Source organism: Nocardioides sp., from assembly GCF_016462705.1.
Lineage (GTDB): Bacteria > Actinomycetota > Actinomycetes > Propionibacteriales > Nocardioidaceae > Nocardioides.
The window spans coordinates 1-24,862 of sequence record NZ_JAEMSS010000046.1; the positions used below are offsets into that span (position 1 = coordinate 1).

Annotated in this window: 26 protein-coding genes; 17 read left to right on the forward strand and 9 right to left on the reverse strand. The window is 71.4% G+C overall.

Annotated features, from left to right (window positions below):
* Positions 1 to 1,009: 3-oxoacyl-ACP reductase (locus JHD21_RS08030; protein WP_292673242.1), on the reverse strand; the 1,009-nt coding region annotated here is incomplete at its 3' end.
* A 98-nt stretch (positions 1,010 to 1,107) separates the two neighbouring features.
* Between JHD21_RS08030 and JHD21_RS08035 the strand changes: the two genes are divergently transcribed.
* Positions 1,108 to 2,406 (forward strand): acetyl-CoA C-acetyltransferase, encoded by a 1,299-nt coding sequence (locus JHD21_RS08035; protein ID WP_292673244.1) that lies wholly within the window; start codon positions 1,108 to 1,110, stop codon positions 2,404 to 2,406.
* Between the two features lie 84 nt (positions 2,407 to 2,490).
* Here JHD21_RS08035 and JHD21_RS08040 read toward each other — a convergent pair whose 3' ends face one another.
* The 3 genes from JHD21_RS08040 to JHD21_RS08050 form a co-directional block, all read right to left on the reverse strand.
* The gene (locus tag JHD21_RS08040) at positions 2,491 to 3,141 is read right to left on the reverse strand and encodes an isochorismatase family cysteine hydrolase (protein WP_292673247.1); all 651 of its coding nucleotides are present in this window, start codon (positions 3,139 to 3,141) and stop codon (positions 2,491 to 2,493) included.
* A 79-nt stretch (positions 3,142 to 3,220) separates the two neighbouring features.
* Entirely contained in the window at positions 3,221 to 3,901 is a 681-nt protein-coding gene (locus JHD21_RS08045) for a TetR/AcrR family transcriptional regulator (protein WP_292673249.1), read from the reverse strand.
* A 53-nt stretch (positions 3,902 to 3,954) separates the two neighbouring features.
* A complete protein-coding gene (locus JHD21_RS08050) occupies positions 3,955 to 5,472 on the reverse strand; it encodes an ATP-dependent DNA ligase (protein WP_292673252.1) in 1,518 nt (505 codons plus the stop codon).
* 105 nt (positions 5,473 to 5,577) lie between these two features.
* Here JHD21_RS08050 and JHD21_RS08055 point away from each other — a divergent pair, with 105 nt between their 5' ends.
* From JHD21_RS08055 to JHD21_RS08120, 14 genes are all read left to right on the forward strand, one after another.
* Positions 5,578 to 6,438 carry a hypothetical protein gene (locus JHD21_RS08055; RefSeq protein WP_292673255.1) on the forward strand — a complete coding sequence of 287 codons (861 nt, stop codon included), beginning with the start codon at positions 5,578 to 5,580 and terminating at the stop codon, positions 6,436 to 6,438.
* A 16-nt stretch (positions 6,439 to 6,454) separates the two neighbouring features.
* The gene (locus tag JHD21_RS08060; RefSeq protein WP_292673257.1) at positions 6,455 to 7,033 is read left to right on the forward strand and encodes a helix-turn-helix domain-containing protein; all 579 of its coding nucleotides are present in this window, start codon (positions 6,455 to 6,457) and stop codon (positions 7,031 to 7,033) included.
* A complete protein-coding gene (locus tag JHD21_RS08065; protein ID WP_292673259.1) occupies positions 7,030 to 8,247 on the forward strand; it encodes a cytochrome P450 in 1,218 nt (405 codons plus the stop codon). Before JHD21_RS08060 ends, JHD21_RS08065 begins: the two co-directional genes overlap by 4 nt.
* Position 8,248: 1 nt before the next feature.
* On the forward strand, positions 8,249 to 9,034 hold the full coding sequence (locus JHD21_RS08070) for an SDR family oxidoreductase (protein ID WP_292673261.1): 786 nt from the start codon (positions 8,249 to 8,251) through the stop codon (positions 9,032 to 9,034).
* 52 nt (positions 9,035 to 9,086) lie between these two features.
* Positions 9,087 to 10,445 carry a cytochrome P450 gene (locus tag JHD21_RS08075; protein WP_292673263.1) on the forward strand — a complete coding sequence of 453 codons (1,359 nt, stop codon included), beginning with the start codon at positions 9,087 to 9,089 and terminating at the stop codon, positions 10,443 to 10,445.
* 121 nt (positions 10,446 to 10,566) lie between these two features.
* Positions 10,567 to 10,770 (forward strand): ferredoxin, encoded by a 204-nt coding sequence (locus JHD21_RS08080; protein WP_292673265.1) that lies wholly within the window; start codon positions 10,567 to 10,569, stop codon positions 10,768 to 10,770.
* On the forward strand, positions 10,767 to 11,372 hold the full coding sequence (locus JHD21_RS08085; protein WP_292673268.1) for a hypothetical protein: 606 nt from the start codon (positions 10,767 to 10,769) through the stop codon (positions 11,370 to 11,372). The genes JHD21_RS08080 and JHD21_RS08085 overlap by 4 nt, the downstream gene beginning before the upstream one ends.
* A complete protein-coding gene (locus JHD21_RS08090; protein ID WP_292673270.1) occupies positions 11,369 to 12,820 on the forward strand; it encodes an aldehyde dehydrogenase in 1,452 nt (483 codons plus the stop codon). The genes JHD21_RS08085 and JHD21_RS08090 overlap by 4 nt, the downstream gene beginning before the upstream one ends.
* 129 nt (positions 12,821 to 12,949) lie before the next feature.
* The gene (locus JHD21_RS08095) at positions 12,950 to 13,687 is read left to right on the forward strand and encodes an SDR family oxidoreductase (protein ID WP_292673273.1); all 738 of its coding nucleotides are present in this window, start codon (positions 12,950 to 12,952) and stop codon (positions 13,685 to 13,687) included.
* Positions 13,684 to 14,529: an NAD(P)-dependent oxidoreductase gene (locus JHD21_RS08100; RefSeq protein ID WP_292673275.1), complete on the forward strand. Its 846-nt coding sequence runs from the start codon at positions 13,684 to 13,686 to the stop codon at positions 14,527 to 14,529. Before JHD21_RS08095 ends, JHD21_RS08100 begins: the two co-directional genes overlap by 4 nt.
* Positions 14,522 to 14,932 (forward strand): carboxymuconolactone decarboxylase family protein, encoded by a 411-nt coding sequence (locus JHD21_RS08105; RefSeq protein ID WP_292673277.1) that lies wholly within the window; start codon positions 14,522 to 14,524, stop codon positions 14,930 to 14,932. The genes JHD21_RS08100 and JHD21_RS08105 overlap by 8 nt, the downstream gene beginning before the upstream one ends.
* 7 nt (positions 14,933 to 14,939) lie before the next feature.
* Positions 14,940 to 15,584 carry a PaaI family thioesterase gene (locus tag JHD21_RS08110; protein WP_292673279.1) on the forward strand — a complete coding sequence of 215 codons (645 nt, stop codon included), beginning with the start codon at positions 14,940 to 14,942 and terminating at the stop codon, positions 15,582 to 15,584.
* On the forward strand, positions 15,577 to 16,902 hold the full coding sequence (locus JHD21_RS08115) for an alpha/beta hydrolase domain-containing protein (protein ID WP_292673281.1): 1,326 nt from the start codon (positions 15,577 to 15,579) through the stop codon (positions 16,900 to 16,902). Before JHD21_RS08110 ends, JHD21_RS08115 begins: the two co-directional genes overlap by 8 nt.
* Positions 16,903 to 16,951: 49 nt before the next feature.
* Entirely contained in the window at positions 16,952 to 18,076 is a 1,125-nt protein-coding gene (locus tag JHD21_RS08120; protein WP_292673284.1) for an NAD-binding protein, read from the forward strand.
* Positions 18,077 to 18,260: 184 nt separating this feature from the next.
* Here JHD21_RS08120 and JHD21_RS08125 read toward each other — a convergent pair whose 3' ends face one another.
* The gene (locus tag JHD21_RS08125) at positions 18,261 to 18,875 is read right to left on the reverse strand and encodes a hypothetical protein (protein ID WP_292673287.1); all 615 of its coding nucleotides are present in this window, start codon (positions 18,873 to 18,875) and stop codon (positions 18,261 to 18,263) included.
* Positions 18,876 to 19,149: 274 nt separating this feature from the next.
* Positions 19,150 to 19,923 carry an enoyl-CoA hydratase-related protein gene (locus JHD21_RS08130; RefSeq protein ID WP_292673290.1) on the reverse strand — a complete coding sequence of 258 codons (774 nt, stop codon included), beginning with the start codon at positions 19,921 to 19,923 and terminating at the stop codon, positions 19,150 to 19,152.
* A 32-nt stretch (positions 19,924 to 19,955) separates the two neighbouring features.
* Here JHD21_RS08130 and JHD21_RS08135 point away from each other — a divergent pair, with 32 nt between their 5' ends.
* Positions 19,956 to 20,870, forward strand: a complete 915-nt coding sequence (locus JHD21_RS08135; RefSeq protein ID WP_292673304.1) for a DNA-3-methyladenine glycosylase 2 family protein — start codon at positions 19,956 to 19,958, stop codon at positions 20,868 to 20,870.
* A 42-nt stretch (positions 20,871 to 20,912) separates the two neighbouring features.
* Here JHD21_RS08135 and JHD21_RS08140 read toward each other — a convergent pair whose 3' ends face one another.
* From JHD21_RS08140 to JHD21_RS08150, 3 genes are read right to left on the reverse strand one after another with little or no spacing between them, the layout of a single operon-like run.
* Positions 20,913 to 22,172 (reverse strand): phospholipase D-like domain-containing protein, encoded by a 1,260-nt coding sequence (locus tag JHD21_RS08140; protein WP_292673293.1) that lies wholly within the window; start codon positions 22,170 to 22,172, stop codon positions 20,913 to 20,915.
* Positions 22,169 to 22,630 carry an META domain-containing protein gene (locus JHD21_RS08145; protein ID WP_292673295.1) on the reverse strand — a complete coding sequence of 154 codons (462 nt, stop codon included), beginning with the start codon at positions 22,628 to 22,630 and terminating at the stop codon, positions 22,169 to 22,171. Before JHD21_RS08145 ends, JHD21_RS08140 begins: the two co-directional genes overlap by 4 nt.
* On the reverse strand, positions 22,627 to 22,998 hold the full coding sequence (locus JHD21_RS08150) for an MmcQ/YjbR family DNA-binding protein (RefSeq protein WP_292673298.1): 372 nt from the start codon (positions 22,996 to 22,998) through the stop codon (positions 22,627 to 22,629). Before JHD21_RS08150 ends, JHD21_RS08145 begins: the two co-directional genes overlap by 4 nt.
* Positions 22,999 to 23,057: 59 nt before the next feature.
* Here JHD21_RS08150 and uvrB point away from each other — a divergent pair.
* Positions 23,058 to 24,862, forward strand: a 1,805-nt coding sequence (gene uvrB / locus JHD21_RS08155; protein ID WP_292673301.1) for an excinuclease ABC subunit UvrB, incomplete at its 3' end; no start/stop codon positions are given.

Sequence of the window (24,862 nt, forward strand, 5' to 3'; positions counted from 1 at the left end):
CGTGGATGACCTTCTGGTCGAGCAGCTCGCGGGTGATCCGCTCCGGGGCGGTGAGATTGACCGCGATCACCGACTCCCAGCGGTCCTCGGCCATGTTGGCGAGCTTCTTGTCGCGGGTGACGCCGGCGTTGTGGACGACCACGTCGACGCCGCCGTGCTTCTCCTGCAGGTGGTGCGCGATCCGCTGTGGAGCGTCCTTCGCGGTGATGTCGAGCGCGATCCAGTCGCCGTCGAGCTCCTTCATCAGGGCCTGGAGGTCGCTGGCGAGCTGCGGGACGTCGACGCCCACGACGGTGGCACCGTCGCGGTGCAGGACCCGGGCGATCTGCTCGCCGATCCCGCGGCTCGCCCCGGTGACCAGCGCCACCTTGCCCGAGAGCGGCGCCTGCCAGTCCTCCACGGGCCCGGCGTCCTGGCCGCCGTGCGCACCGATCCGGACGACCTGGCCGGAGACGTACGCCGACTTGGGGGAGAGCAGGAACCCGAGGGTGCTCGTGACCGCGCCCTCGGCGCCATCGGCGACGTAGACCAGCTGCGACGTGCCGCCGCGGCCGATCTCCTTGCCGAGGCTGCGGGTGAAGCCCTCGAGCGCGCGCTGGGCGACCCGGGCCTCGCCCTCGAGGAGCTCGGGCGGGGTGCCGATGACCACGGCGCGCGGGCAGGTCGCGAGGCTGCGCATCAGCGGGGTGAAGAAGTCGCGGAGGCCGTTCAGCTCGGCCGAGGTGGTGATCCCGGTGGCGTCGAAGACCAGACCCTTGAACCGGGCACCCTGCTCAGCGGTGGCGTTGACCTGGTCGGTCGAGGCGATGCCGAGGGTGTCGAGGATGCCGGGGAGCGACTCGGCCAGCCGGCCGGTGCCGCCGACCACGACGGTGCCGTCGACGAGCGGGGCGCCGACGACGTACCGCTCCAGCTTCGTGGGCTGGGGCAGGCCCAGGTTGGTGGCGAGGAACCTGCCGATCGCGGAAGAGGTGAAGGCCCGGTAGAAGTCGCTCGAGGTGTCGCTCATGGGTCCATTGCAACTGCTTGTGTAACTCCGAGTCCACTTTTCGTGACGTCGCCCTCATCACCTTTGTTGCCTCGCGGTTACCGGTCAGTATTGACCGCATGTCCCTTTCCTCCGGCAGCACCCGCCGCGTGGCCGTCCTCGGCGGCAACCGCATCCCGTTCGCCCGGTCCAACTCGGTCTACGCCACTGCGTCCAACCAGGACATGCTCACCGCCGCCATCGACGGCGCGGTCACCCGCTTCGGCCTCGAGGGCGAGCGGCTCGGCGAGGTCGTCGCCGGCGCGGTCCTCAAGCACTCCCGCGACTTCAACCTGGCCCGCGAGTCGGTCCTCGGGTCCAAGCTCTCGCCCGAGACCCCCGCGACCGACATCCAGCAGGCCTGTGGCACCGGCCTCCAGGCGGCGATCCAGGTCGCCAACAAGATCGCCCTCGGCCAGATCGAGGTCGGCCTGGCCGGCGGCACCGACACCACGTCGGACGCCCCGGTCGCCATCTCGGAGAAGCTCCGCAAGAAGCTGCTGAAGGTGAACTCCGCCCGCGACACGGCCGGGCGGCTCAAGGCGCTCGCCGCGATCCGCCCCGGCGACATCGGCCTGGCCATCCCGCAGAACGGCGAGCCGCGCACGGGCCTCTCGATGGGCGACCACGCCGCGCTGACCGCGCTCGAGTGGCAGGTCGGCCGCGAGGAGCAGGACGAGCTGGCGGCGCTCTCGCACCAGCGCCTCGCCGCGGCGTACGACGCCGGCTTCAACGACGACCTGATCACGCCGTTCCGCGGCGTCGACCGGGACAACAACCTGCGTCCGGACTCCTCGGTCGAGAAGCTGGCCAAGCTCAAGCCGGTGTTCGGCAAGGGCGAGGCTGCCACCATGACCGCCGGCAACTCCACGCCGCTGACCGACGGCGCCTCGGTCGTGCTGCTGTCGTCGGAGGAGTGGGCGAAGGAGCACGACCTGCCGGTGCTGGCCTACCTGACGGCGTACGAGACCGCGGCCGTCGACTACGTGGCCGGCGGCGAGGGCCTGTTGATGGCCCCGGCCTACGCGATGGCGCGGATGCTGGAGCGTGAGGGCCTGTCGTTGCAGGACTTCGACTACTACGAGATCCACGAGGCGTTCGCCTCGCAGGTGCTGGCCACGCTCAAGGCCTGGGAGGACCCGGTGTTCTGCAAGGAGCGCCTCGGTCTCGACGCGCCTCTGGGCGCGATCGACCGCTCGAAGCTGAACGTGAACGGCTCCTCGCTCGCCGCGGGTCACCCGTTCGCGGCTACCGGTGGCCGGATCGTCCCGGTCCTGGCCAAGCTCCTCGCGGGCTCCAAGGGCGGCACCGGTCGCGGCCTGATCTCGATCTGCGCCGCCGGTGGCCAGGGCGTGACCGCGATCCTCGAGCGGGCGTAGGCCCGGCCTGGACGATTCGTCTGCGGTCGAGCCGGGGATTCCTCGCCGGGGACCGCAGACGGATCGCCGTGGCCTCCCCTGGATCTAGGCGAAGAGCTTCACGACCTCGGCGGTCGGCCGGACGTCGCCGAAGGTCCGGTACGTCGTGTAGAGAGCCGCGTTGTGGTCCTGGTCGCGTCGCGCGGCACAGGCATCGGCGACCAGCACGACGCGGTAGCCGAGCTCGTGCGCGTCCCGGACACTGCCCTCGACGCAGACGTTGGTGACCGTGCCGGTGACGACGAGGTTCTCGGTGCCGCGCGCCTGGAGCTGCTCGTGCAGGTCGCTGCGCCCGGGGAAGAACGCGCTGAACGTGGTCTTCTCGGCGTAGACGTCGCCGTCGAGGGCGTCGAGCTCCGGCCAGAGCCGCTCGCGCACCGGGCCCTCTCCGCCGGAGCCGCGGAACACCTCGGCGATCTCCGCGCCACGGAGCTCGTCGTCGAGCCGGCGCCGCTCAGGCCGTCCGGGGACGACCCAGGCGACGGTGCCGCCTGCGGATCTCAGTGCCGCGGCGATCGTGTTGATCCGCGGCACGATGCCGGGCAGGTAAGGGTTGTCCTGGAAGAAGAACGGCACGACGTCCACCACCACGAGCGCCGTACGCGACGGGTCGAGCGACTCCCAGGCATGCCTGGTGCCGCGGCGGGAGATCTGCCGGTCGATCTCCCGCTGCTCGACGTGCCAGGCGTGGTCCATCGGCCGAGCCAACCCTGTGGCGGCTGCCAGATGAGGTCGGCGCGCCGCGCGACCCACCGCTGATGCGCGCTCTGACCGGCTACCGCGTCACCAGCGCCAGGGCCGAGTCGACCAGGTAGGCGCGCACCTGCTGGGGGGAGACCTCACCGACGGTGGGCAGGCCGGGGGAGGACTCGGTGACCAGGATGCCGACCCGGGCGAGCTGCAGAGCGCCGAGACCGCTGGCGTAGAGCGCGTTGGCGAGCAGGGTCGGGTTCTCGACCCGGAAGACTCCGGCGTCGACGCCCGCCTGGAGCGCGGACTGGAGCACCGCAAGGCACCCGGAGATGCCGCGGCCGAGCCGGAAGAGCGCGTTCTCGGAGATCTCCCGGAGCAGCTCGTCGCCGCGACGGCGCATCAGCGCCTGGGCGCAGTCGATGAACGCCGGGTGCGCGACGCCGTAGTCCACGAACGCGCCGACCAGCCGCTCGAGCCGGGCCGTCGGGTCGGGGTCGCCCTCGTCGGCCGCGACCATCGCGCCTCGGAGCTCGTCGAGGTAGTCGGCCAGGACCAGCGCGAACAGCTCCTCCTTGCCGGAGAAGTGCCGGTAGACGATCGCCCGGTTGATGCCCACGGCGTCGGCGATCTGCTCGATCTGCGCCTCGCGGACCCCCTTCTCGTCGAACAGAGCCCGGGTCGCGGCGATGATCTCCTTCTCGCGCTCCCGACGGCGCATCGCCGCGGTCGTCCGGGGCTGGTCGTCGGGTGCGCGCCTGGTCACGTGGACCAGCGTAAATGCTGTGCAACTCCGAGTTGCACAACTGTGACGAAGCGCTACGGACCGGCGATCTCCCGCACCGTCTCGATCGTGTCGGCCTCGGCGGCGGTCTTGTCGTCGCGGTAGCGGACGACGCGGGCGAAGCGAAGCGCCAGCCCACCCGGGTAGCGCGTCGAGCGCTGGAGGCCGTCGAAGGCGATCTCGACCACCTGCTCGGGGCGGACGGGCACGACGTACGACGAGCCGTCGCTCGGTCCCGTGGCCAGTTCGGTGAAGCGCTCGGTCTGCCAGGCGAGCATCTCGTCGGTCATGCCCTTGAACGTCTTGCCGAGCATCACGAACCCGGTCTCGGAGGAGTCGTCACGCGCGCCGAGATGGATGTTGGACAGCCAGCCTTTGCGACGCCCAGAGCCCCACTCGACGGCGAGCACGACCAGGTCGAGGGTGTGGACCGGCTTGACCTTGACCCACGAGGAGCCGCGGCGGCCGGCGTCGTACGTCGCCGCGAGGTTCTTGACCACGACGCCCTCGTGGCCGAGTGCGAGCACCTCGGCCACGAACGACTCCGCGGCCGCCGGGTCGTCGGTCACCAGCCGGGCGATCCGGTGCTCCTCCGGGACGAGCCGGTCGAGCGCCTCGAGCCGTTCACGCCCCGGAGCGTCGACGTAGTCCTGGCCATCGAGGTGGAGCAGGTCGAAGAAGTAGGGCGTGAGGTGGACGCCCGCGGTCATGGCGGTCCGCGAGGCGGTCTCCTGGAACGGGCGGGGCCGGCCGGCGTCGTCGAGCGCCAGCACCTCGCCGTCGAGGACGAACCGCGGCGCCGGCAGCGCACGGGCGACCGAGACCACCTCCGGCAGCCGCTCGGTGATGACCTCCAGCGACCGGGTCGCGACGATCACCTCGTCGTCCCACCGGTGCACCTGGATGCGGATGCCGTCGAGCTTGGTGTCGATCGCCACGGCACCGCCGCCGGCCTTGGCCATGGCCGCGTCGACGGTGGTGGCGCTGGAGGCCAGCATCGGCAGCACCGGCCGGCCCACCTCGAGCACGAACTCGGCGAGCGCCTCCTCGCCCCCGGTCAGCGCGGCCGACGCGACGGCGACCGTCGAGCCCGCCATCATGGCCGCCCGCCGGACCGCCGGAAGGGGTACGCCGCTCGCCGCCGCCAGGCCTTCCTGGACCAGTGAGTCGAGCGCACCCTGGCGGACCTCGCCGGTGACCAGCCCGCGCAGCCAGCGCTGCTCGTCCGAGGTCGCCCGGCCGAACAGCTCGGCGGTCGCCTCGGCCCGCGCAGCCTGCGACCCGGCACCGGACAACCCGGCGATGTGCTCGAACGCGTCGTGCACCTCGCGCACCGTCAGGGACGACTCCCCGGCCGGCGCAGGCAGCGCCTGCATCGAGCGCCATCCCAGGCCCGTACGCCGCTGCCGCAGCGAGCCCGCCAGGTAGGACGTCACCGTCTCGGCCTCGTCGCCGGCCTGCGCCAGCGTCTCCGCGAGGGCGGCCACCTTCGCCTTGCGCGAGCGGGTCGCGGCCACCGCCTGCGAGGTGGCCACGATGTCGGCGAGGAGCATGACTGACATTCTTGCCGCGACCACCGACGGTGGTCGGTTCCCAGCACTGCCTCACCAGGTCTCGAGACGGTCGCTGCGCGACCTCCTCGACCACCGGTGGGAGACATGCAGCTCGACCCGGGACCGCTCGTGGTGCTGCTCGTGCTCGCGGCCGCGGTCCTGCACGCGGGGTGGAACGCGATCGCGCACGCCGCCGAGGATCGGCTGGTCGGGTTCGCGCTGATCTCGACGTCGACGCTGGTGCTCGGCGCGGTCCTGGTGGTCGTCGGGGAGCCGGTCGGCCGGCACTACTTCTGGCTCGCCGCGCTCTCGGCCGTCCTGCACGTGGCGTACCTCCTGCTCCTCATGGCGAGCTACCAGGTCGCCGACCTCAGCCGCGCGTACCCGCTGTCCCGCGGCACCGGGGTGGCGTTGGTAGCCGTCGCGTCGGTCGCCCTGCCGCGGTCTCCGCTCGGGATCGACGTCGTCGTCGGGACCGGCCTGGTCGTGGCGGGCCTGCTCGGCATCACGTTCGTCGGCCCGGCCCTGACCCGCACCGACCGCCGCGGCATCGCCACCGCGCTGGGCACGGGCGTCGCGATCGCCGGCTACACGGTCGTCGACGGCCTGGCCGTGTCCGGCGGCGCGCCGCTGCTCGGGTACGCCGGCTGGCTGATGCTGCTGCAGTCGTGGGTCGTCCCGGCGTACGCCGTGGCCAAGCGCCGCCGAGCGCTGCTGACCCTCGGGAGGCGACAGGTGCTCACGGGGCTGGGTGGGGGAGCCGTGTCGTTGGTGGCGTACGGGCTGGTCCTGCTCGCCCAGACCAGCGGAGCGCTGGCCGCGGTCGCCGCGCTGCGCGAGCTCAGCATCGCGATCGGGGTCCTGCTCGGCGCCTACGTCCTCCACGAGGGGCTGGCCCGCAGGCGGGTCGTTCCCGCGCTGGTCCTGACCGCGGGCGCGGTGGTCCTTGCGCTCGGGATCGCCTGACCCCTAACCTGGACAGGTGTCCAGTCACGTGTCCACCCTGCCTCGCCAGGAGCTGAACGCGCGACAGGCCGAGACCGTCGAGAGGCTGCTCACCGCCGCTGCCGAGGAGCTCCGGACGGTGGGGCCGGAGTCGGTGACCGTGCGTACCGTCGCGGGCCGCGCGGGAGTGAGCCCCGCGACGGCGTACACCTACTTCGCCTCCCGCAACCACCTGTTCGCCGAGCTGTTCTGGCGCAAGGTGCTGCTCGAGCACCCGGCCGAGATCAGCGGCACCACACCGCTGGCGCGGGTCCAGTCGGTGACCCGGCAGCTGTCCGCAGTCCTGGCGGAGAGCCCGCACCTGGCGGCGGCGGCCAACCACGCGCTGCTCGGCACCGACCCCGACGTCGAGCGGCTCCGCACCGTGATCGGGCTCGACATGTTCGGCCGGTTCCGCGAGGCGCTGGGCGAGAGCGCGAGCGAGGAGCTCCTCGACGCGCTCGCCATGGTCCAGGTCGGCACGCTGCTGCAGACCGGGATGGGCCTCATCTCCTACGACGACCTGGCGGCCCGCTTCGACGCGCTGGTCGCCACCGTGATGAAGGGCAACGTGTGAGCCTCACGAAGGAGAGGGTCGTCCTCGACCCCTACGACTACACCTTCCAGGACGACCCCTACCCGACGTACGCCTGGCTGCGCGAGCACGAGCCGCTGCACCACAACCCGGAGCTCGACCTCTGGGCGCTCACCAGGCACGCCGACATCGCCGAGGCGCTCAAGAGCGACGGCACGTACTCCAACTCGTGGGGCGTGGCCATCGAGAAGTCGGCGTGGGGCCCTGACGCCCACAAGGTGATGTCGATCCTCGGTATGGACCCGCCCCGCCAGAACCGCCTGCGGGCGCTCGTCTCCCGCGGGTTCACCCCGCGCCGGGTCCACGACCTGCTGCCGCGGATCCAGGAGCTCACCGACCGCTACCTCGCCGAGTGCCTCGAGCGGGGCAGCTTCGACTGGATCACCGACTTCGCCGGCAAGCTCCCGATGGACGTCATCTCCGAGATGATGGGCGTCCCCGAGGAGGACCGGGCGGAGGTACGCCGCCAGGCCGACATCGTCGTGCACCGCGAGGACGGCGTCTACGACGTGCCACCGGCGGGCGCCGAGGCCTCGATGTGGCTGGTCGTCTACTACCAGGCCATGGTCGACGCCCGGAGGAAGCAGCCGTCCGACGACCTCACCAGCGCCCTCATCGAGGCCGAGGTCGACGGCGAGCGGCTCAGCGACGAGGACGTCATCGCGTTCCTCTTCCTCATGGTGGTCGCCGGCAACGAGACGACGACCAAGCTGCTCGGGCACGCCGTCTACCACCTCACCCGGCACCCGGAGCAGCTCGAGCAGGTCTTCGGCGGGGACGGGAACCCCGAGCTGGTCAACCCGTGGATCGAGGAGACCTTGCGCTTCGACACCTCCTCACAGCTGCTCGCGCGCTACCTGCTGCGCGACGTCGAGCTGCACGGTGCCGTGGCCCCGCAGGGCTCCAAGCTGCTGCTCTGCCTGGGCTCGGCCAACCGCGACGACCGGGTGTTCGGTCGCCCCGACGACTTCGACATCACCCGTGACAAGGACGAGCTGGCCCAGATCCTGTCCTTCGGGGGTGGCCGGCACTTCTGCCTGGGCGCCAACCTGGCCCGGCTGGAGGCGCGGGTCGCGCTGACCGCGCTCGTGGAGCGGGCCCGGACGATCTCGGTCGACCACGGCGCCAGCCGCCGGGTCCACTCGGTCAACGTCCGCGGCTTCGCCGTCGAACCGATGACGGTGGAGGCGCGCTGACGTGGCCAGGAACGGCAAGTACGACCAGCCCGAACGCCGGCCGGCGGTCGTCACCGGCGCCTCGTCCGGCATCGGCGCCGCCACCGCGCTGAGCCTGGCCGCGGCCGGCTACCCGGTCGCCCTGGGCGCGCGGCGTACCGACAAGCTCGACGAGGTCGCCGCGCAGATCCGCGCCGACGGCGGCGAGGCGGTCACCCACCCGCTCGACCTGACCGAACAGGCCTCGGTCGAGACCTTCGCCAAGGCGGTCGCGGCCGAGCTCGGCGACATCGAGGTGGTCGTCAGCAACGCCGGCGCCGTGGCGCCCGGCACGATCGTCGAGGTGGACTCCGAGCGGTTCACCCGCGAGCTCGACCTCACCGTCGTCGGGGCGCACCGGCTGGTCAAGGCGTTCGTCCCCGGGATGATCGAACGCCGCCGCGGGGACGTGGTCTTCATCTCGTCCGACACGGCCGTCCGGGCCCGGCCCTTCATGGCGGCGTACTCGGCCGGCAAGTGGGGGCTCGAGGGGATGGCCCAGTCGCTGCAGATGGAGCTCGAGGGCACGGGTGTGCGGGCCAGCGTCGTGCGCCCGGGCCCGACCTGGAGCGAGATGGGCGCCGACTGGGACGCCGACGAGGCCGGGTTCGTGCTCACCCAGTGGGTGCGCTTCGGGATGGCCCGGCACCCGCACTTCATGAAGCCCGCCGCGGTCGCCGACGCGATCACCACCGTCGTCAGCGCGCCGCGTGGCGTCCACCTGAGCCTCGTCGAGGTCAACCCCGAAGCCCCCTTGGAGGAGCGATGACTCACCCCACGAAGAGCGCTCGCTGCGCTCGCGTCTCCGCGGGGGCCCCGAGATGACCGCCACCGCCGCCGGAATTGACGCGATCCCCGAGGTCTCGGTCGCCGTCCCCGACGAGGACGGACATGGCCACCTCGCCGAGATGCGCATCGACCCCGTGGCGCTGTTCGAGCGCGTCCACGCCGAGTGCGGGGAGATCGGCCGGTTCCGGATCGCCGGCAAGGAGGTCGTGATGGTGACCGGCGCCGAGGTCAACGAGCAGTTCTTCAAGGCCCCCGACTCGACGCTGGACCAGGCGGCGGCGTACCCGTTCATGACCCCGATCTTCGGCAAGGGTGTCGTCTTCGACGCCTCGCCGGAGGAGCGCCAGCAGATGCTGAAGAACCAGGCGCTGCGCGGGGACCAGATGCGCGGCCACGCGACCACCATCGAGAACGAGATCACCCGGATGGTCGCCGAGTGGGGCGACGAGGGCGAGATCGACCTGCTCGACTTCTTCGCCGAGCTCACCATCTACAACACGGCCGCCTGCCTGGTGGGGCTCCCGTTCCGGGAGGAGATCGACCACCGGTTCGCCGAGGCCTACCACGGCCTCGAGCGCGGCACCGACGCGCTGGCCTACGTCGACCCCTACATGGAGGGCGTCGAGGCCTTCGAGATCCGGGACCGCTCGCGCGAGACCCTGGTCGAGCTGGTCCAGGGGATCATCGACCGGCGCAAGGAGCGGGGGACGGTCGAGAGGGACGCCCGCGACCTGCTCGACGTGCTGATCTCGATCGACATGAGCGCCGACTACATCACGGGTGTGTTCATCTCAATGCTGTTCGCCGGTCACCACACCTCGTCGGGGACGTCGGCGTGGACCCTCATCGAGCTCATGCGCCACCCCGACGTCATGGCAGAGGTGGTCGAGGAGCTGGACGACCTCTACGCCGACGGCTCGGAGATCTCGTTCCAGGCGCTGCGGTCGATCCCCAAGCTCGAGTCGGTCATCAAGGAGACGCTGCGGCTGCACCCGCCGCTCATCATCCTGATGCGCCAGGTCGCCGAGGAGATCGAGCTGGCCGGGCACACCATCCCGGTGGGCACGATCGTGGCCTCGTCCCCCCGGGTGTCGAACCGGCTCGAGGAGGACTTCCCCGACGCCCAGAGCTTCGACCCGACGCGCTACCGGGACCCGCGCCAGGAGGACCTGCAGAACCGCTGGACCTGGATCCCCTTCGGCGCCGGCAAGCACCGGTGCGTCGGCAACGCGTTCGCGATGATGCAGATCAAGGCGATCTTCTCGGTGCTCCTGCGCGACTTCGAGTTCGAGCTGGTCCAGCCGAGCGAGACCTACCGCGACGACTACTCGAAGATGGTCATCCAGCTCCAGCGTCCCTGCCGCGCGCGGTACCGCCGGAGGGCGCGGTGAGGCGGCGGGCGGAGTCCCCGGATATCAGGGGACCCCGACGCTTCTGCACCGAGATCTCGCTGCAGAAGTCACAGAGTCACCGGATATCCGGGGACTCCGCCGCCCGGCCCGGAGGCACCTCGTGAGGGTCGTCGCCGACCTCGACCTGTGCCAGGGACACCAGATGTGCCAGGGAGAGGCGCCGGATGTCTTCGGCTTCGACGAGGCCGCCGACCTGGTGACCGTGCTCCAGGAGCACCCCGACGAGTCCCTGCGTCCTCAGGTCGAGGCCGCGGTCCGCTACTGCCCAGCGATGGCGCTGAGCATCGAAGAGGAGAGCGCATGACGAGCCTGACCCGTGCCGAGATCGAGGGGTTCTGGGAGACCTGGCTCCAGGTCAACCGCGACGCCGAGAAGTCGGGCGACTGGCGGGTGATGGCCGACTGGTACGCCGAGGACGCGACGTACGGATGGATGCTCACGCCGGATGAGCACTTCATGGCCGTCGGCCGCGACCAGATCCGCGACTGGGCCATCGGCATCGAGATGGACGGGTTCGACGGCTGGCACTACGACTACCAGGCGACCGTCATCGACGAGAAGAACGCGATGATCGTGGGGTTCTGGAAGCAGCGGTCGGGCATCACGAACGACGAGACCGGCAAGGAGTTCGAGGTGCCCGGGCTCGGCGGCAGCTGGTTCGGCGTCGAGCGTCAGGCCGGCGGCGAGCTGAAGTTCTCGTGGCAGCGCGACTGGTTCGACTTCGGTGCCATGGCCCACACCATGGGCGCCGTGCTCAAGTCCGGCAAGGCGCCGGACACCCTGCACGCCCGGCTCAAGGTCTTCGGTCTCGAGGTGCCGGGCCACTACCGGCCCGAGGACCTGCCCTCGACCGTGTGGCCGCCGCCCGTCGAGGCCGGCGAGTTCGTCACCCAGGACCCGGCGTGACCGCCCCCGCGCAGCTCCTCATCGACGGCAAGCTGACGCCGTCGAGCGACGGCGCGACGTACCCGATCCTCAACCCCGCGACCGGTGCCGAGATCGGGCAGGCGCCCGACGCCACCGCGGCCGACGTCGACGCCGCGATCGCCGCGGCCCGCCGGGCCTTCGACGAGAGCGACTGGTCGACGAACGTCGAGCTCCGGGTGCGCTGCCTGCGCCAGCTGCACGCCGCGCTGCTCGCCACCGCGGACGACTTCAAGGCGCTCACCCGGGCCGAGGTCGGGATGCCGGACTTCATGGTCGGCGCGGCCGGCTTCGACGCACCGGTCGAGGGTCTCGCCTGGGTGGCCGACCTGGCCGAGTCCTACGAGTGGGAGAGCGACCTGGGTGTCGCCTCCCCGATGGGGATCCCGAGCAGGCGGACCGTGATCCGCGAGCCGGTCGGCGTCGTCGCCGCGATCACGCCCTGGAACGTGCCCACCCAGATCAACCTGGCCAAGGTCGGCCCCGCGCTGGCGGCCGGCTGCACCGTGGTGCTCAAGCCGGCGCCGGACACGCCGTGGCTCGCCTGCGAGCTCGGACGGCTGGTGGCCGAGGAGACCGACATCCCGCCGGGGGTGTTCAACGTCGTCACGCCGCGCTCCAACGAGGTGTCGTCGGTCCTGGCCACCGACCCGCGGGTCGACATGGTGTCGTTCACGGGGTCCACCGCCACCGGCCGGGCGATCATGGCCGCGGCGGCCCCGACGCTCAAGAAGGTGTTCCTCGAGCTCGGCGGCAAGTCCGCCGCGATCGCGCTGGACGACGCCGACGTCGCCTCGGTCGCGGGCGCGACGGCGTTCGCCGCCTGCATCCACGCCGGCCAGGGCTGCGCGATCACGACCAGGCTCGTGGTGCCGCGTGAGAAGTACGACGAGGCCGTGCAGGTGGCCGCCGCGACGATGGAGTCCATCGGGGCCAAGGACCCCTCCGACCCCGGTGCCATCTGCGGTCCGGTGATCTCGCAGTCGCAGCGGGACCGGGTGGAGTCCTATCTGCGGGTAGCCGAGGAGGAGGGCGGCACGTTCGCCACCGGCGGCAAGGTCATCGACCAGGACGGCTACTGGGTCGAGCCGACCGTGGTGGCCGGCCTCGACAACTCCTCGCGGCTCGCGCAGGAGGAGATCTTCGGGCCGGTGCTCGTCGTCATCCCGCACGACGGCGACGACGACGCGGTCCGGATCGCCAACGAGTCGGACTACGGGCTGTCCGGGTCGGTCGACTCGGGGGACCTCGAGCGGGCCAAGGCCGTGGCGCGCCGGATCCGCACCGGCACCCTCGCGGTCAACGGCGGCGTCTGGTTCAGCCCGGACGCGCCGTTCGGCGGCTACAAGCAGTCGGGCATCGGCCGCGAGATGGGCGTGGCCGGCTTCGAGGAGTACCTGGAGACGAAGACCGTTGCCGAGCCCGCGTAGTTCAGTCCCAGCACCGGCTTGCGAGGTTTCGAGGCTCGCTTCGCTCGCGCCTCAACCATCGTCCTCGGTGGTTGAGGTGCGAGGCGAGCTTGCGCCGAGCCTCGAGACCACCTCAAGGAAGGCACTCTCATGAGCACACGGTTCGAGAACAAGGTCGCGGTCGTCACCGGGGCGGCACAGGGCATCGGCGAGGCCTACGCGCGCGCCCTGGCCGCGGAAGGCGCGTCGGTCGTGGTGGCCGACCTCAACACCGAGGCGGGGGAGAAGGTGGCCGCCGACATCGGCGGGCTGTTCGTGCGCACCGACGTGTCCTCGGCCGAGTCGGCGGCCGCGATGGTCGAGGCCACCGTGGCGGCGTACGGCGGCATCGACCTGCTGGTCAACAACGCCGCGATCTACGGCGACATGCAGTTCGACCTGCTGATCAGCGTCGACTGGGACTACTACCGCAGGTTCATGTCGGTCAACATGGACGGCGCGCTGGTGATGACCCGGGCCTGCTACCCGCTGATGCAGCAGCGCGGCGGCGGGTCCATCGTCAACCAGAGCTCGACCGCGGCCTACCTCTACTCAGGCTTCTACGGTCTCGCGAAGGTCGGGGTGAACGGCCTCACCCACCAGCTCGCCCACGAGCTCGGTGGCATGAACATCCGGGTCAACGCCATCGCCCCCGGGCCGACCGACACCCAGGCCACCCGCACCCAGGCCGGCGACGCCGCCAAGGACCTGGTCAAGGGCCTGGCGCTGAAGCGGATGGGCCAGCCCGAGGACATGGTCGGCGCCTGCCTGTTCCTGCTCTCCGACGAGGCGGCCTGGGTCACCGGCCAGATCATCGCCGTCGACGGCGGACAGACGTTCCGGGCATGAGTGCCGACACCAGAGTCGGGTTCGTCGGGCTGGGCAACATCGGGAAGCCGATGGCGCAACGGCTCGCCGCCGGCGGGGACCTGGTGGTGTACGACGTCGCACCCCAGCCCGTGGCCGACCTGGTCGCGGCGGGCGCCGGCGCAGCGGCGAGCGTCGCCGACCTCGCCGGCCAGGTCGACGTGCTGTGCGTGATGGTGCGCGACGACGACCAGGTGCGCGAGGTGCTCGGCGAGGCGCTCGGCACCGCGAGGCCCGGCCTGGTGGTGGCCGTCCACTCGACCGTCGCCCCGCTGACGCCTCGGCAGCTCGAGGTCACCGCGGGTCGCCACGACGTGCTGGTCGTCGACGCGCCCGTGAGCGGTGGCGCGATGGGCGCGGCGGACGGGACGCTGGCGATCATGGTGGGCGGCTCCGAGGCGGCGTACGCCGCGGCGCGCCCGGTCCTGGAGCGGATGGGGTCCCGGGTCGTGCACGCCGGGGCGATCGGCGCCGGGACCCAGATGAAGCTGGCCCGCAACATGATGCACTTCGTCGCCTTCACCGCGGCGACCGAGGCGCAGCGGCTGGCCGAGGCCGCGGGGCTCGACCTCGTCGAGCTCGGGCACGTCGTGCGGCACACCGACGCGATCACCGGCGGACCGGGCGCGATCATGCACCGCGACACCACCGCGCCGCTGGCCGAGGACGACTTCTGGTTCGGGGTGTTCGACCACGTCCGGGCGCTGGGGGAGAAGGACCTCTCCTTCGCGATCGAGCTGGCCGACACACTGGGCGTCGACGTACCGCTCGCGCGGCAGGCGCGGGAGCGGCTGGCGAAGGGACTGGGACTGCCCCATGAGTGAGCCGACGAGTGATCCGACGAGCCCGCAGGGCGGCAAGTTCGACGACCTCCCCGAGCTCCGGCGCAGGGGCCTGGAGAAGATGGAGGAGGTCTACGGCTTCGAGATGACCGACGGCCAGGGCGACTTCTTCCGCTACACCGCAGACCACCTGTTCGCCGACATCTGGAACCGGCCGGGCCTGTCCAACCGGGACCGCCGCCTGCTGCTCATCGGCATGCTCGCCGGCAGCAACCAGACCGACGTGCTGAGCATCCAGGTACCGGCCGCGCTCGCCGCCGAGGAGCTGGACGCCGAGGCGCTGCGCGAGATCACGATCCTGGTGTGCCACTACGCCGGGTGGCCGATCGGGTCACGGGTCAACCAGGTCGTCGAGGAGTCGATCGCCAGGGCGAGCAAGGCGTGACCCCGCAGTGAGCGGCTTCGTCCACGAGGACCTGCCGACCGCCGAGGTCGACCGGCGGGAGGCGCTGAGACGTCCCCTGACCGACGCCGTGCGCGACCTGGTGGACGCCACCATCCGCACCACCGTCGACGACGACGAGGTGCGGGCGGTCCAGGAGGAGCTCGAGGGACTGGTGGCCCGGCTCCGGGCCAGCCAGCTGCCCGGGTCCGCCGGCGGCCGCTACAACTCCGAGCGCCGCGCCTGGCACTGGGGCAACGCGGTCATCGGCGCCCACAACGCGATCGCACCGCCGATGACGGTGGTGCACACGGGGTACGGCCGGGCGCACGCCGACATCGTCCTGGGCGCGGCCTACGAGGGGCCGCCCGGCCTGGTGCACGGTGGGGTCACGGCGATGATGCTCGACCACCTGATGGGCGAGACCGCGAGCGGGATGAAGCGGCCCACGTTCACCGGCACCCTGACGATGCGCTACCGCCGCGGCACGCCGCTGGGGCCGCTGCACCTCGAGGGCCGGATCGACCGCGAGGAGGGTCGCAAGGTCTTCGTCGTCGCGACGATCTCCGACTCGGACGGGGTCACTGTCGAGGCCGACGGCGTGTTCATCGAGCCGTCCTCCGGCCACTCGCCGAGGCCGGCGGCGAGTGCCTGAGCTCGAGGCGCTGGACGGCCCGTCGAACCTGATGGCGGCCCGGCCCGGACCCGACCTGTCGCTGCACGGGTACGCGGAGACCGAGTACGTCGTCCGGGGCGCCGCGGTCGCCTACGCCGGGGCGACCCCGACCGACGGACGCTGGGACCTGGAGGCCGTCGGCGAGGCGCCGTTCGCGACCCGCTGCGTCGTGCGCCGGCCGGTCGACCCGGCGTCGTTCAGCGGCACCCTGGTCGTGGAGTGGCTCAACGTCAGCAGCGGGTCCGACGCGGCGCCGGACTGGACCTACCTGTCCGACGAGATCGTCCGCCGCGGCCACACCTGGGTGGGCGTGTCCGCGCAGTACGTCGGCGTCGAGGGCGGGGACGCCGCCGTGGGCGACCTGGGCCTCCAGCCGCTCAAGGCGGACCCCCGCTACCGCGCGCTCGCGCACCCGGGAGACGCCTACTGCTACGGGATCTTCACGGCGGTCGCCGACGCCGTCACCCGGGTCGCCCTGGCCGACCTCGAGATCACCACCAGGCTGGCGGTGGGGGAGTCGCAGTCGGCGTACGCCCTGACGAGCTACGTCAACGGGGTGCAGCCGCTCACCCGGGCCTTCGACGGGTTCCTGGTCCACTCCCGCGGCGGCGCCGCGATGCCACTGGGCGAGGCCGGAGCTCCCGTCGACATCGGAGAGTTCCGCAGCGACCCGCCCACGGTCGTCCGCGACGACGTCGACGTACCGGTCGTCATGGTGCAGACCGAGACCGACCTGACCGGCCGGCTGCGGTACCTGCCCGCCCGCCAGCCCGACTCGGAGCGGATCCGGCTCTGGGAGGTCGCGGGCACGGCGCACGCCGACAAGTTCCAGATCGGCGACTTCGAGGAGCTCCTGGGCTGCCCGCGTCCGGTCAACACCGGTCAGCAGGCGTACGTCGTCCGCGCGGCGCTGCGGCACCTGGAGTCGTGGGCGCGCGGCGGGCCGCCGGCACCCCGGGCCGCGCGGCTCACCGTGCAGGACGGTGGGTTCGTGGTCGACGACGTCGGCAACGCCCGCGGCGGCGTCCGCACGCCGGCGGTCGACGCCCCGGTGTCGGTCCTGCGCGGCGACACCGACCCGGACGCGCCTGTCATCTGCCAGCTGTTCGGGAGCACCCTGCCGCTCGACGACGACGTGCTCCGCTGGCTCTACAGCGACCGGGCTGCCTACCTCGAGGCCTACGAGCAGGCCACCGACGAGGCCGTCGCGTCCGGGTTCGTGCTCGCCGAGGACCGGGACGCCGTGCTGGCCGAGGCGCGGCCCGAGCTCGTCGAGGCGGCGTACCGGGGTCCATGATCCAACTGGGCCATGTGCCGCCGGGCTCAGCGGTGCGATGATCCCCCGCGTGGCACTGGTCCCGAAGAGCTTCCGGCTGTTCTTCGCGCTGCCCGTCCTGCGCCGAGCGGCGTTCCACTTCCGGCGGATGACCTCCGGGATGGACGGCGCCTTCTTCGGGCGGGTCGGCGTCGCGCTGCTCGGTTTCCTGCTCTTCACCTCGACCATCCTGACGCTGGCCGAGCGCGACACCGAGGGGCGCGGGTGGCACTCGGTCGGAGGCTTCTTCCGCGAGCTCGGCGACTGGTTCTACTGGTCGCTCACCACGTCGTTCAGCGCTGGTGACTCGTCCGCCGTCCAGACGGCGATCGGCCAGATCACGGGCTGGCTGCTCATCCTGTTCGGCGTCGCCATCGTCGCGGCCATCACCGGTGCGCTGGTGGGGTTCCTGATCGAATACCTGCTCAAGGAGGGCATGGGCATGGGTGCAGCGGGATTCCGCGACCACATCGTCGTCTGCGGCTGGAACTCGACCGCGCGGGAGCTGGTCACCGAGCTGGAAGGTGACGAGTTCACCACCAAGGTGGTGGTCATCCACGACACCGACAAGAACCCCGCGGGGGACGGCGTCTACTTCGTCAGTGGCGACATCACCCGGGCCGACGACCTCAGGCGGGCCGGCATCGAGGAGGCGATGGCGGCGGTCATCTGCCCGGCCGACGGCAGCAACGAGGCCGACATGCGCTCGATCCTGTGCGTGATGGCGATCGAGGCGATCGCGCCGGAGGTGCGCACGGTCGTGGAGGCCAACAACCCCGCGCACGTCGAGCACTTCCAGCGCGCCGAGGCCGACGAGATCGTGGTCAGCTCGCGCCTGGTCTCGCGGCTGATGGCGCGGTCCTCGCTCTACCCGGGCCTGGCCGAGCTGGTCACCGACATCGTCTCCGGCGGTGACGGTTCAGAGCTCTACCGGGTCTCGCTGCCCGACAACTACGTGGGCCTCAGCGTCGACGAGCTGTCGTCGAAGCTGCGTGCCGAGCACCGGGCGACCCTGCTCTCGATCAGCCGCAACGGCCAGGCCAACCTGAACCCGCCGCAGGACTTCCGGCTCCAGGTCGGCGACGACTTGGTCGTGGTCGCCGAGTCCCTCGGCGAGCTGGCGCCGCTGGAGATGGACCACTCCGACACGGATTGATACCCCCGCGAGCTTCGGCCCGGCACCCACGACGGACGCTCCGCTCCGCTCCGCGGAGCTCCGCCGTCCATCGTGGCCGCCGAGCCGATCGCGGGGCGCGCTCGCTGCGCTCGCCATCGCTCGCCTCGGTCGCTTCGCTCCCTTGCTCGCAGGGGCGGAGGTGCTTGATGCGCCGCGGGGCTAGTCAGAGAAGCCCGGCTATCACTGCGGTCCCGCCCTTCCAGGTCACCGTGAGGTCTGCGTCCGCGGCTACATCCGTGCCTACGATCCGGGCGAGGAGGACTTGGAGCGCGCCGGTCTCGATGATCGTGAGCGGTCCGTCGTCCCGGCACGTGACGGTGCCGACCGTGGGGACGTCGGTCCCCGGCGTACCACTGCCCCGGACCTGCGCGTTGGTCGGGCTGCTCTCGGGTCCGTTGCCGAGGTCGTACTCGTGGTCGACACCGGCCGCGCCGGTCACCATCGCGGTCACGAGGCTCTGCACGAAGACCGGGTCCCCGGCACCGTCATAGACCCAGCGGGTGCCGAGCTCGGAGTGCTCGGTCGTGCCGACCAGGTGCTCCTCGGCACCCGCCAGCTCGGCGGCGCGGTAGCTCAGCGGGAGGAACAGCGTCGACAGGCCTTCGCCGCCGAGCAGGAAGCCCTCCATCCCGACCTCGCCCGCCGGGTCGTCGAAGCGGAAGGAGCCCACCGGCTTGCGGCCGGCCAGGCCGTCGAACCACGGGCGGCTGGGGAGCCAGGCGTCCATCAGGTCGCGCTTTCCGGGGGAAAGGGTCGCGTGGGGGTAGACGATCGCCATGCGGGTGAGCCTAGGGGTGGCTTCGCTCTCCGTGGGTCGACGAAGGGCCGCACTCCGGAGGTCCAGGAGGGCCGCCAGGCAGGGCAGCGGTGAGCCAGGTGCCGGTCCGGTGCGCTGAACCGGCCCGCACTCACCGCCAGCCCAGCCCAGCCCGGAATCCGGCCCGGCTCATCGCCTCCCAGCAGAAGCGTGCGACGTCGTGACGGGTCAGGGGGCCCTCCTCGACCGACGGAGCGGGCCCGTCCTCGACCGACGGAGCGCCTTGGGGGCGCCGCTACAGCCCGGAGAAGTCCGGCTCGCGTCCCTCGGCGAACGCGGTCAGCGCCTCGAGGTTGGCCGGGCCACCCATGAGCTCGGCGAACGCGGCGTTCTCGCGCTCGCGGGCGGCGTCGATCTCGGCGCGCAGGGGTTCGGTCATGGTCCGCTTCACCGCGACCAGGCTGGAGATGGGCCTCGCCGCCAGGACGGCCGCATGCCGGTGCGCCTCGGCGAGCAGGTCGTCGGGCTCGCAGACCCGCCAGACCAGGCCCATCTCGAGCGCCTCGGCCGCGGAGACCCACTCCGAGGACTGCAGGAGCCAGGCGGCGTTCTGCCGGCCGACGAGGAGCGGCATCAGGTACGACGACGCGGCCTCGGGAGCGACGCCGAGCGAGGTGAACGGGCACTTGAGCCGGGCCGTGGACGACATGAAGGCGAGGTCGGCGAAGCCGAGGATCGTGCAGCCGATGCCGAGGCCCACGCCGTTGACCGCGACGACCAGCGGCTTGGGGAACGCGACGAGCGCGTCGATGAGGCCGGGGAAGCCGTGCCGGCCACGCTCGAACGCCGGGTCGGTGGCGATCTTGTGCATCTCCAGGAGGTCGGTGCCGGCGCTGAACCCGCGGCCGTTGCCGGTGACGAGGACGACCGCGACGTCCGGGTCGTCGGCCGCCGCGAGCAGGGCGTCGGCGGTGGCGTCGTACAACGCCTCGTTGAAGGCGTTGAGCGCGTCGGGCCGGTCGAGGGTCAGGGTCCGCACCCGGTCGGCGTCGGCGATCTGGAGTGTCATGGGGCGAGGTTAGTGTCGCCCCCGTGGAGGCGATGCGGGAGCGGGTGTGGCGGCCGGGCTGGCCGTGCTCGGTCCTCGGCACGCTCCGCCAGCACCGCCGGGGTGGGGGAGACCCGACGTTCCGGGTCGACGACGACGGAACGGTGTGGCGCGGCGTCCGGTCGCCCGAGGGACCCGCGACGCTGGCGGTCCGGGCGCGGCCCCGCGAGGGTGACGTGCTGGCCCAGGCGTGGGGGCCGGGCGCGACCTGGCTGCTCGAGTCGGTCCCGGCCATGCTCGGCGCCGAGGACGACTGGAGCGGGTTCGAGCCTCAGCACCCCGTCCTGGAGGAGCTGCGGCGACACCACCCGCACGCCCGGCTGGGCCGGACCGGTCTCGTCATGGAGGCGCTGGTCCCGGCGATCATCGAGCAGAAGGTCACCGGCAAGGAGGCGTTCGGCGGGTTCCGGGCGCTGGTCCACCGGTTCGGCGAGCGAGCCCCCGGGCCCGGCCGGGAGCGCAGGCTGTGGGTCCAGCCGCCGCCCGACCGGCTGCGCACCATCCCGTCCTGGGAGTGGCTGCGCCTGCACATCGACCCGGCCCGGTCCCGGACCGTGGTGACCGTGGCCAAGGTCGCCGCCTCGCTGGAGCGGACCGCGGCGGTGCCGTGCGACGAGGCCGACCGGCGGCTCCGGTCGCTCCCCGGCGTCGGGGTGTGGACCAGTGCCGAGGTCCGGCAACGCGCGTTCGGCGACCCGGACGCCGTGTCGTTCGGCGACTACCACGTCGCCAAGGACGTCGGCTGGGCGCTGACCGGGACCCCGTTCGACGACGCCGAGCTCGAGGCGTTCCTCGAGCCGTGGCGCCCACACCGCGGCCGGGTGCCGATGCTGGTGGCGATGGGTGGCCTGCGCCGGCCTCGGCACGGCCCCCGGATGTCACTCCCCACTCACTACCCGGCTGGCTAGCCGAAGGTCACGGCGCTTGCAATCCGATCGCAAGGGTGGAGGTCACAGCATCGGCCGTAGCGGGCGCAGCACCAGCTCGGTGAACCGCCGGTGCAGGTCGCGGGCCTCCCACTCCCCGTGGGTGAGCTCGATGCAGTTGGACTCGTCGGTCGCCCAGATGTCCTCGAGCACGCCGGCCAGGTCCCGGTCGATGACCTCGACGTTGATCTCGTAGTTGCCCTGGAGGCTGAGCCGGTCGATGTTGGCGGTGCCGACGGTGGACCACAGACCGTCCACGGTGGCCGTCTTGGCGTGCACCATCGCGTCCTTGAACCGGAAGATCCGGACGCCGGCGTCGAGCATCTGGCTGTAGTAGCCGCGCGAGAGCCAGTCGGCGACCACGTGGTTGGACTTGAGCGGGACCAGCAGGCGGACGTCGACGCCCCGCCGGGCGGCGTTCGCGAGCGCCTCTGCGAAGTCCGAGTCGGGGATGAAGTACGCCTGCGTGATCCAGACGTTCTTGCTGGCCCGGTTGATGGCCTCGAGGTACATCCCGCGGATGGGGAACATCCACAGCCGGGGCAGGTTGCGCTGGAACCGGATCTTCGGCTCCCAGCTCAGCGGTGCCTCGAGGAGCAGCGGCCGCTCGCTCGGCATCAGCTTCCTGCGGCGGTGCAGGTTCCACATGTCGGCGAAGGCCCGCACCAGGTCGAGCACGCCCGGACCGGTGACCCGCACGTGGGTGTCGCGCCACTCCGTCTCGTAGGCCGAGCCGACGTTGTAGCCGCCGACGAACCCGACCTTGTCGTCGACGACCAGGATCTTGCGGTGGTCGCGGCCGTAACGACCGAGGTCGAAGAACCGCCAGCCCGCACCGTAGATCGGGTAGCGCAGCACCTTCATCGACGGCGGGAACCGCTTGAACGCCGGGCTCACGACCAGGTTGGCGAACCCGTCGTAGATGCAGTAGACCTCGACGCCGCGGGCGGCGGCGTCGGCCAGCGCGGTCTTGAACCGCTCGCCGACCTCGTCGCCCTTCCAGATGTAGGTCTCGAACAGGATCCGCCGCTCGGCACTCTCGATGGCGCTGAGCATGTCGGCGTACAGGTCCCGGCCGAAGGTGTACGTCGTGATCTCGCCGTCGCCGACGGTGACCGTCGTCGGGGCGGTGACGGGGAACGGCTTGGGCTTCTTGCCGCGGCGCCGGTAGGAGTCGACCAGGCTCATCACGATCCCGATGGCCATCGGTACGCCGAACACCACGAGCAGCGTGCGCCTGGCCCATCGCAGCACGCGTTCGATCGTGTGCTCGGGCCGGGTCACGCGGCCAATCTAGTGAACGACATCTCGACGTCGTCGCCGGTCAACGTCAGGTCGTCCCCGTCGACCTCGACGCGGTCCACCCGGTCGAGAGCCTCGCCGAGTGCCGACTCGAGCTCGGCGAGGCGCTCGGGGCAGCCGATGAGGGTGGTCGACCGGTCGCCGAACGTCAGACCACCGCCGATGCGGTAGGTCGCCGGTGCACCGATCGTGTTGCAGCCCACGGTGACGCGGGCGACCAGCCGCCTGCCGTCCCGCTCGAGGGTCAGCGTGGGCAGGGAGCTGTCGGTGGGCTCCAGCACCGAGGAGCCGTCGACCTCGACCGAGGTTGCCAGCCAGTCGCCGACGAGATCGCCGGGAGGTCGGTTCCACAGCACGCCGACCGCCATGGCCGCGCCGATCACGACCAGCGCCAGCGCCACCGCGAGCGCGTGCCGGCGCCCGCGGTTCCGCCACGTCACCGCGGGTCGTCCGCATCCAGCCGCGCCACCAGCGTGCGCGGTGCGACGGTCCGGTACGCCTCCCGGACCACCTCGGCCACCTCGGCCCAGTCGGGGTCCCGGTCGATCCGGACGCCGACCCAGCCACGGTGGCCGACGTACGGCGGCCGGAAGTAGGTGCCGGGGTCGCTGCCGACCAGCTCCTCCTGCGCGCCGGGCGGCGCGGCGCACCAGAACGCCAGGTGGTCGGCGCCGTGGTGGTGGTCGTCGAGCATCACGAACTGCTTGCGGCAGAAGAACGAGACCTCGCCGTGGCTGAGCTTCTCGGTGACCTCGGGGAGCGCCGTGGCGATCGCCCGCAGCCGCTCCACGGCGTCCACTTCTGTCACGGCTGTCACTCCCCTCGACTCAGCAGGGCGTTGTCGGTGGTCCACCGTAGGCTCGGGACATGCGTCCAGTCACCGATCTCAAGCGGCGCGTGGCCCCGTTCCACGTGCAGGCGGAGTACGACCCGTCGGGTGACCAGCCGGCCGCGATCAAGGAGATCACCCGGCGGATCCAGGCGGGTGAGCAGGACGTCGTGCTCCTGGGCGCGACCGGCACCGGCAAGACCGCGACCGTGGCCTGGGTGGCCGAGCAGATCCAGCGCCCGATGCTGGTGATGCAGCCCAACAAGACCCTGGCCGCCCAGTTCGCCAACGAGCTCCGTCAGCTCTTCCCGGACAACGCGGTCGAGTACTTCGTCTCCTACTACGACTACTACCAGCCCGAGGCCTACATCCCGCAGACCGACACCTACATCGAGAAGGACTCGTCGATCAACGACGAGGTCGAGCGGCTCCGGCACTCGGCGACCAACTCGCTGCTCACCCGGCGCGACGCGATCGTGGTGGCCTCGGTGTCCTGCATCTACGGCCTCGGCACGCCCCAGGAGTACGTCGACCGGATGCTGCGGCTCAAGGTCGGCCAGACCCACGACCGCGACGGCATCCTGCGCCAGCTCGTCCAGATGCAGTACACGCGCAACGACATGAGCTTCACCCGCGGCACGTTCCGGGTGCGCGGGGACACCCTCGAGGTCTTCCCGGTCTACGAGGAGCACCAGGTCCGGATCGAGTTCTTCGGCGACGAGATCGAGCGGCTGATGTCGCTGCACGCCGTGACCGGCGAGATCATCACCGAGGACGAGGAGCTCTACATCTTCCCGGCCACCCACTACGTCGCCGGCCCTGAGCGGATGGAGCGGGCGATCCGCGGCATCGAGCTCGAGCTCGAGGACCAGCTGGCGACGTTCGAGCGGCAGGGCAAGATGCTCGAGGCCCAACGGCTGCGGATGCGGACGACCTACGACATCGAGATGATGCGCCAGGTCGGGTCCTGCGCCGGCATCGAGAACTACTCGATGCACATCGACGGGCGCCAGCCCGGCTCGGCACCCAACTGCCTGCTGGACTACTTCCCCGAGGACTTCGTGCTCGTCATCGACGAGTCGCACGTCACGGTGCCGCAGATCGGCGGCATGTACGAGGGGGACATGTCGCGCAAGCGCAACCTGGTCGAGCACGGCTTCCGGCTGCCCAGCGCCATGGACAACCGGCCGCTGCGCTGGGAGGAGTTCGTCGAGCGGATCGGGCAGACGATCTACCTCTCCGCGACGCCGGGTCCCTACGAGCTCGACAAGGTCGGGGGCGACACCGTCGAGCAGATCATCCGGCCGACCGGGCTGATCGACCCCGAGGTGGTGGTCAAGCCGACCAAGGGCCAGATCGACGACCTGATCCACGAGATCCGCACCCGGGCGGAGAAGAGCGAGCGGGTCCTGGTCACGACGCTGACCAAGAAGATGTCGGAGGACCTCACCGACTACCTCCTCGACGCCGGGATCCGCACCCGTTACCTGCACTCCGAGGTCGACACCCTCAAGCGGATCGAGCTGCTGCGCGACCTCCGGCTGGGGGAGTACGACGTCCTGGTCGGCATCAACCTGCTCCGCGAGGGTCTCGACCTGCCAGAGGTGTCGCTGGTGTCGATCCTCGACGCCGACAAGGAGGGCTTCCTGCGCTCCGACAAGTCGCTGATCCAGACGATCGGACGCGCGGCCCGCAACGTGTCCGGCCAGGTCCACATGTACGCCGACAAGATCACGCCCTCGATGGCCTCGGCGATCGACGAGACCAACCGGCGCCGCGACAAGCAGATCGCCTACAACACCGAGCACGGCATCGACCCGACCCCGCTGCGCAAGAAGATCGC

What these genes read in the sequence shown, in the direction of transcription:
- JHD21_RS08035 (WP_292673244.1), top strand. Translation starts at nt 1,108, where the DNA reads ATGTCCCTTTCCTCCGGCAGCACCCGCCGCGTGGCCGTCCTCGGCGGC.
- JHD21_RS08040 (WP_292673247.1), bottom strand. Translation starts at nt 3,141, where the DNA reads ATGGACCACGCCTGGCACGTCGAGCAGCGGGAGATCGACCGGCAGATC.
- JHD21_RS08050 (WP_292673252.1), bottom strand. Translation starts at nt 5,472, where the DNA reads ATGCTCCTCGCCGACATCGTGGCCACCTCGCAGGCGGTGGCCGCGACC.
- JHD21_RS08055 (WP_292673255.1), top strand. Translation starts at nt 5,578, where the DNA reads ATGCAGCTCGACCCGGGACCGCTCGTGGTGCTGCTCGTGCTCGCGGCC.
- JHD21_RS08075 (WP_292673263.1), top strand. Translation starts at nt 9,087, where the DNA reads ATGACCGCCACCGCCGCCGGAATTGACGCGATCCCCGAGGTCTCGGTC.
- JHD21_RS08085 (WP_292673268.1), top strand. Translation starts at nt 10,767, where the DNA reads ATGACGAGCCTGACCCGTGCCGAGATCGAGGGGTTCTGGGAGACCTGG.
- JHD21_RS08095 (WP_292673273.1), top strand. Translation starts at nt 12,950, where the DNA reads ATGAGCACACGGTTCGAGAACAAGGTCGCGGTCGTCACCGGGGCGGCA.
- JHD21_RS08100 (WP_292673275.1), top strand. Translation starts at nt 13,684, where the DNA reads ATGAGTGCCGACACCAGAGTCGGGTTCGTCGGGCTGGGCAACATCGGG.
- JHD21_RS08105 (WP_292673277.1), top strand. Translation starts at nt 14,522, where the DNA reads ATGAGTGAGCCGACGAGTGATCCGACGAGCCCGCAGGGCGGCAAGTTC.
- JHD21_RS08125 (WP_292673287.1), bottom strand. Translation starts at nt 18,875, where the DNA reads ATGGCGATCGTCTACCCCCACGCGACCCTTTCCCCCGGAAAGCGCGAC.
- JHD21_RS08130 (WP_292673290.1), bottom strand. Translation starts at nt 19,923, where the DNA reads ATGACACTCCAGATCGCCGACGCCGACCGGGTGCGGACCCTGACCCTC.
- JHD21_RS08135 (WP_292673304.1), top strand. Translation starts at nt 19,956, where the DNA reads ATGCGGGAGCGGGTGTGGCGGCCGGGCTGGCCGTGCTCGGTCCTCGGC.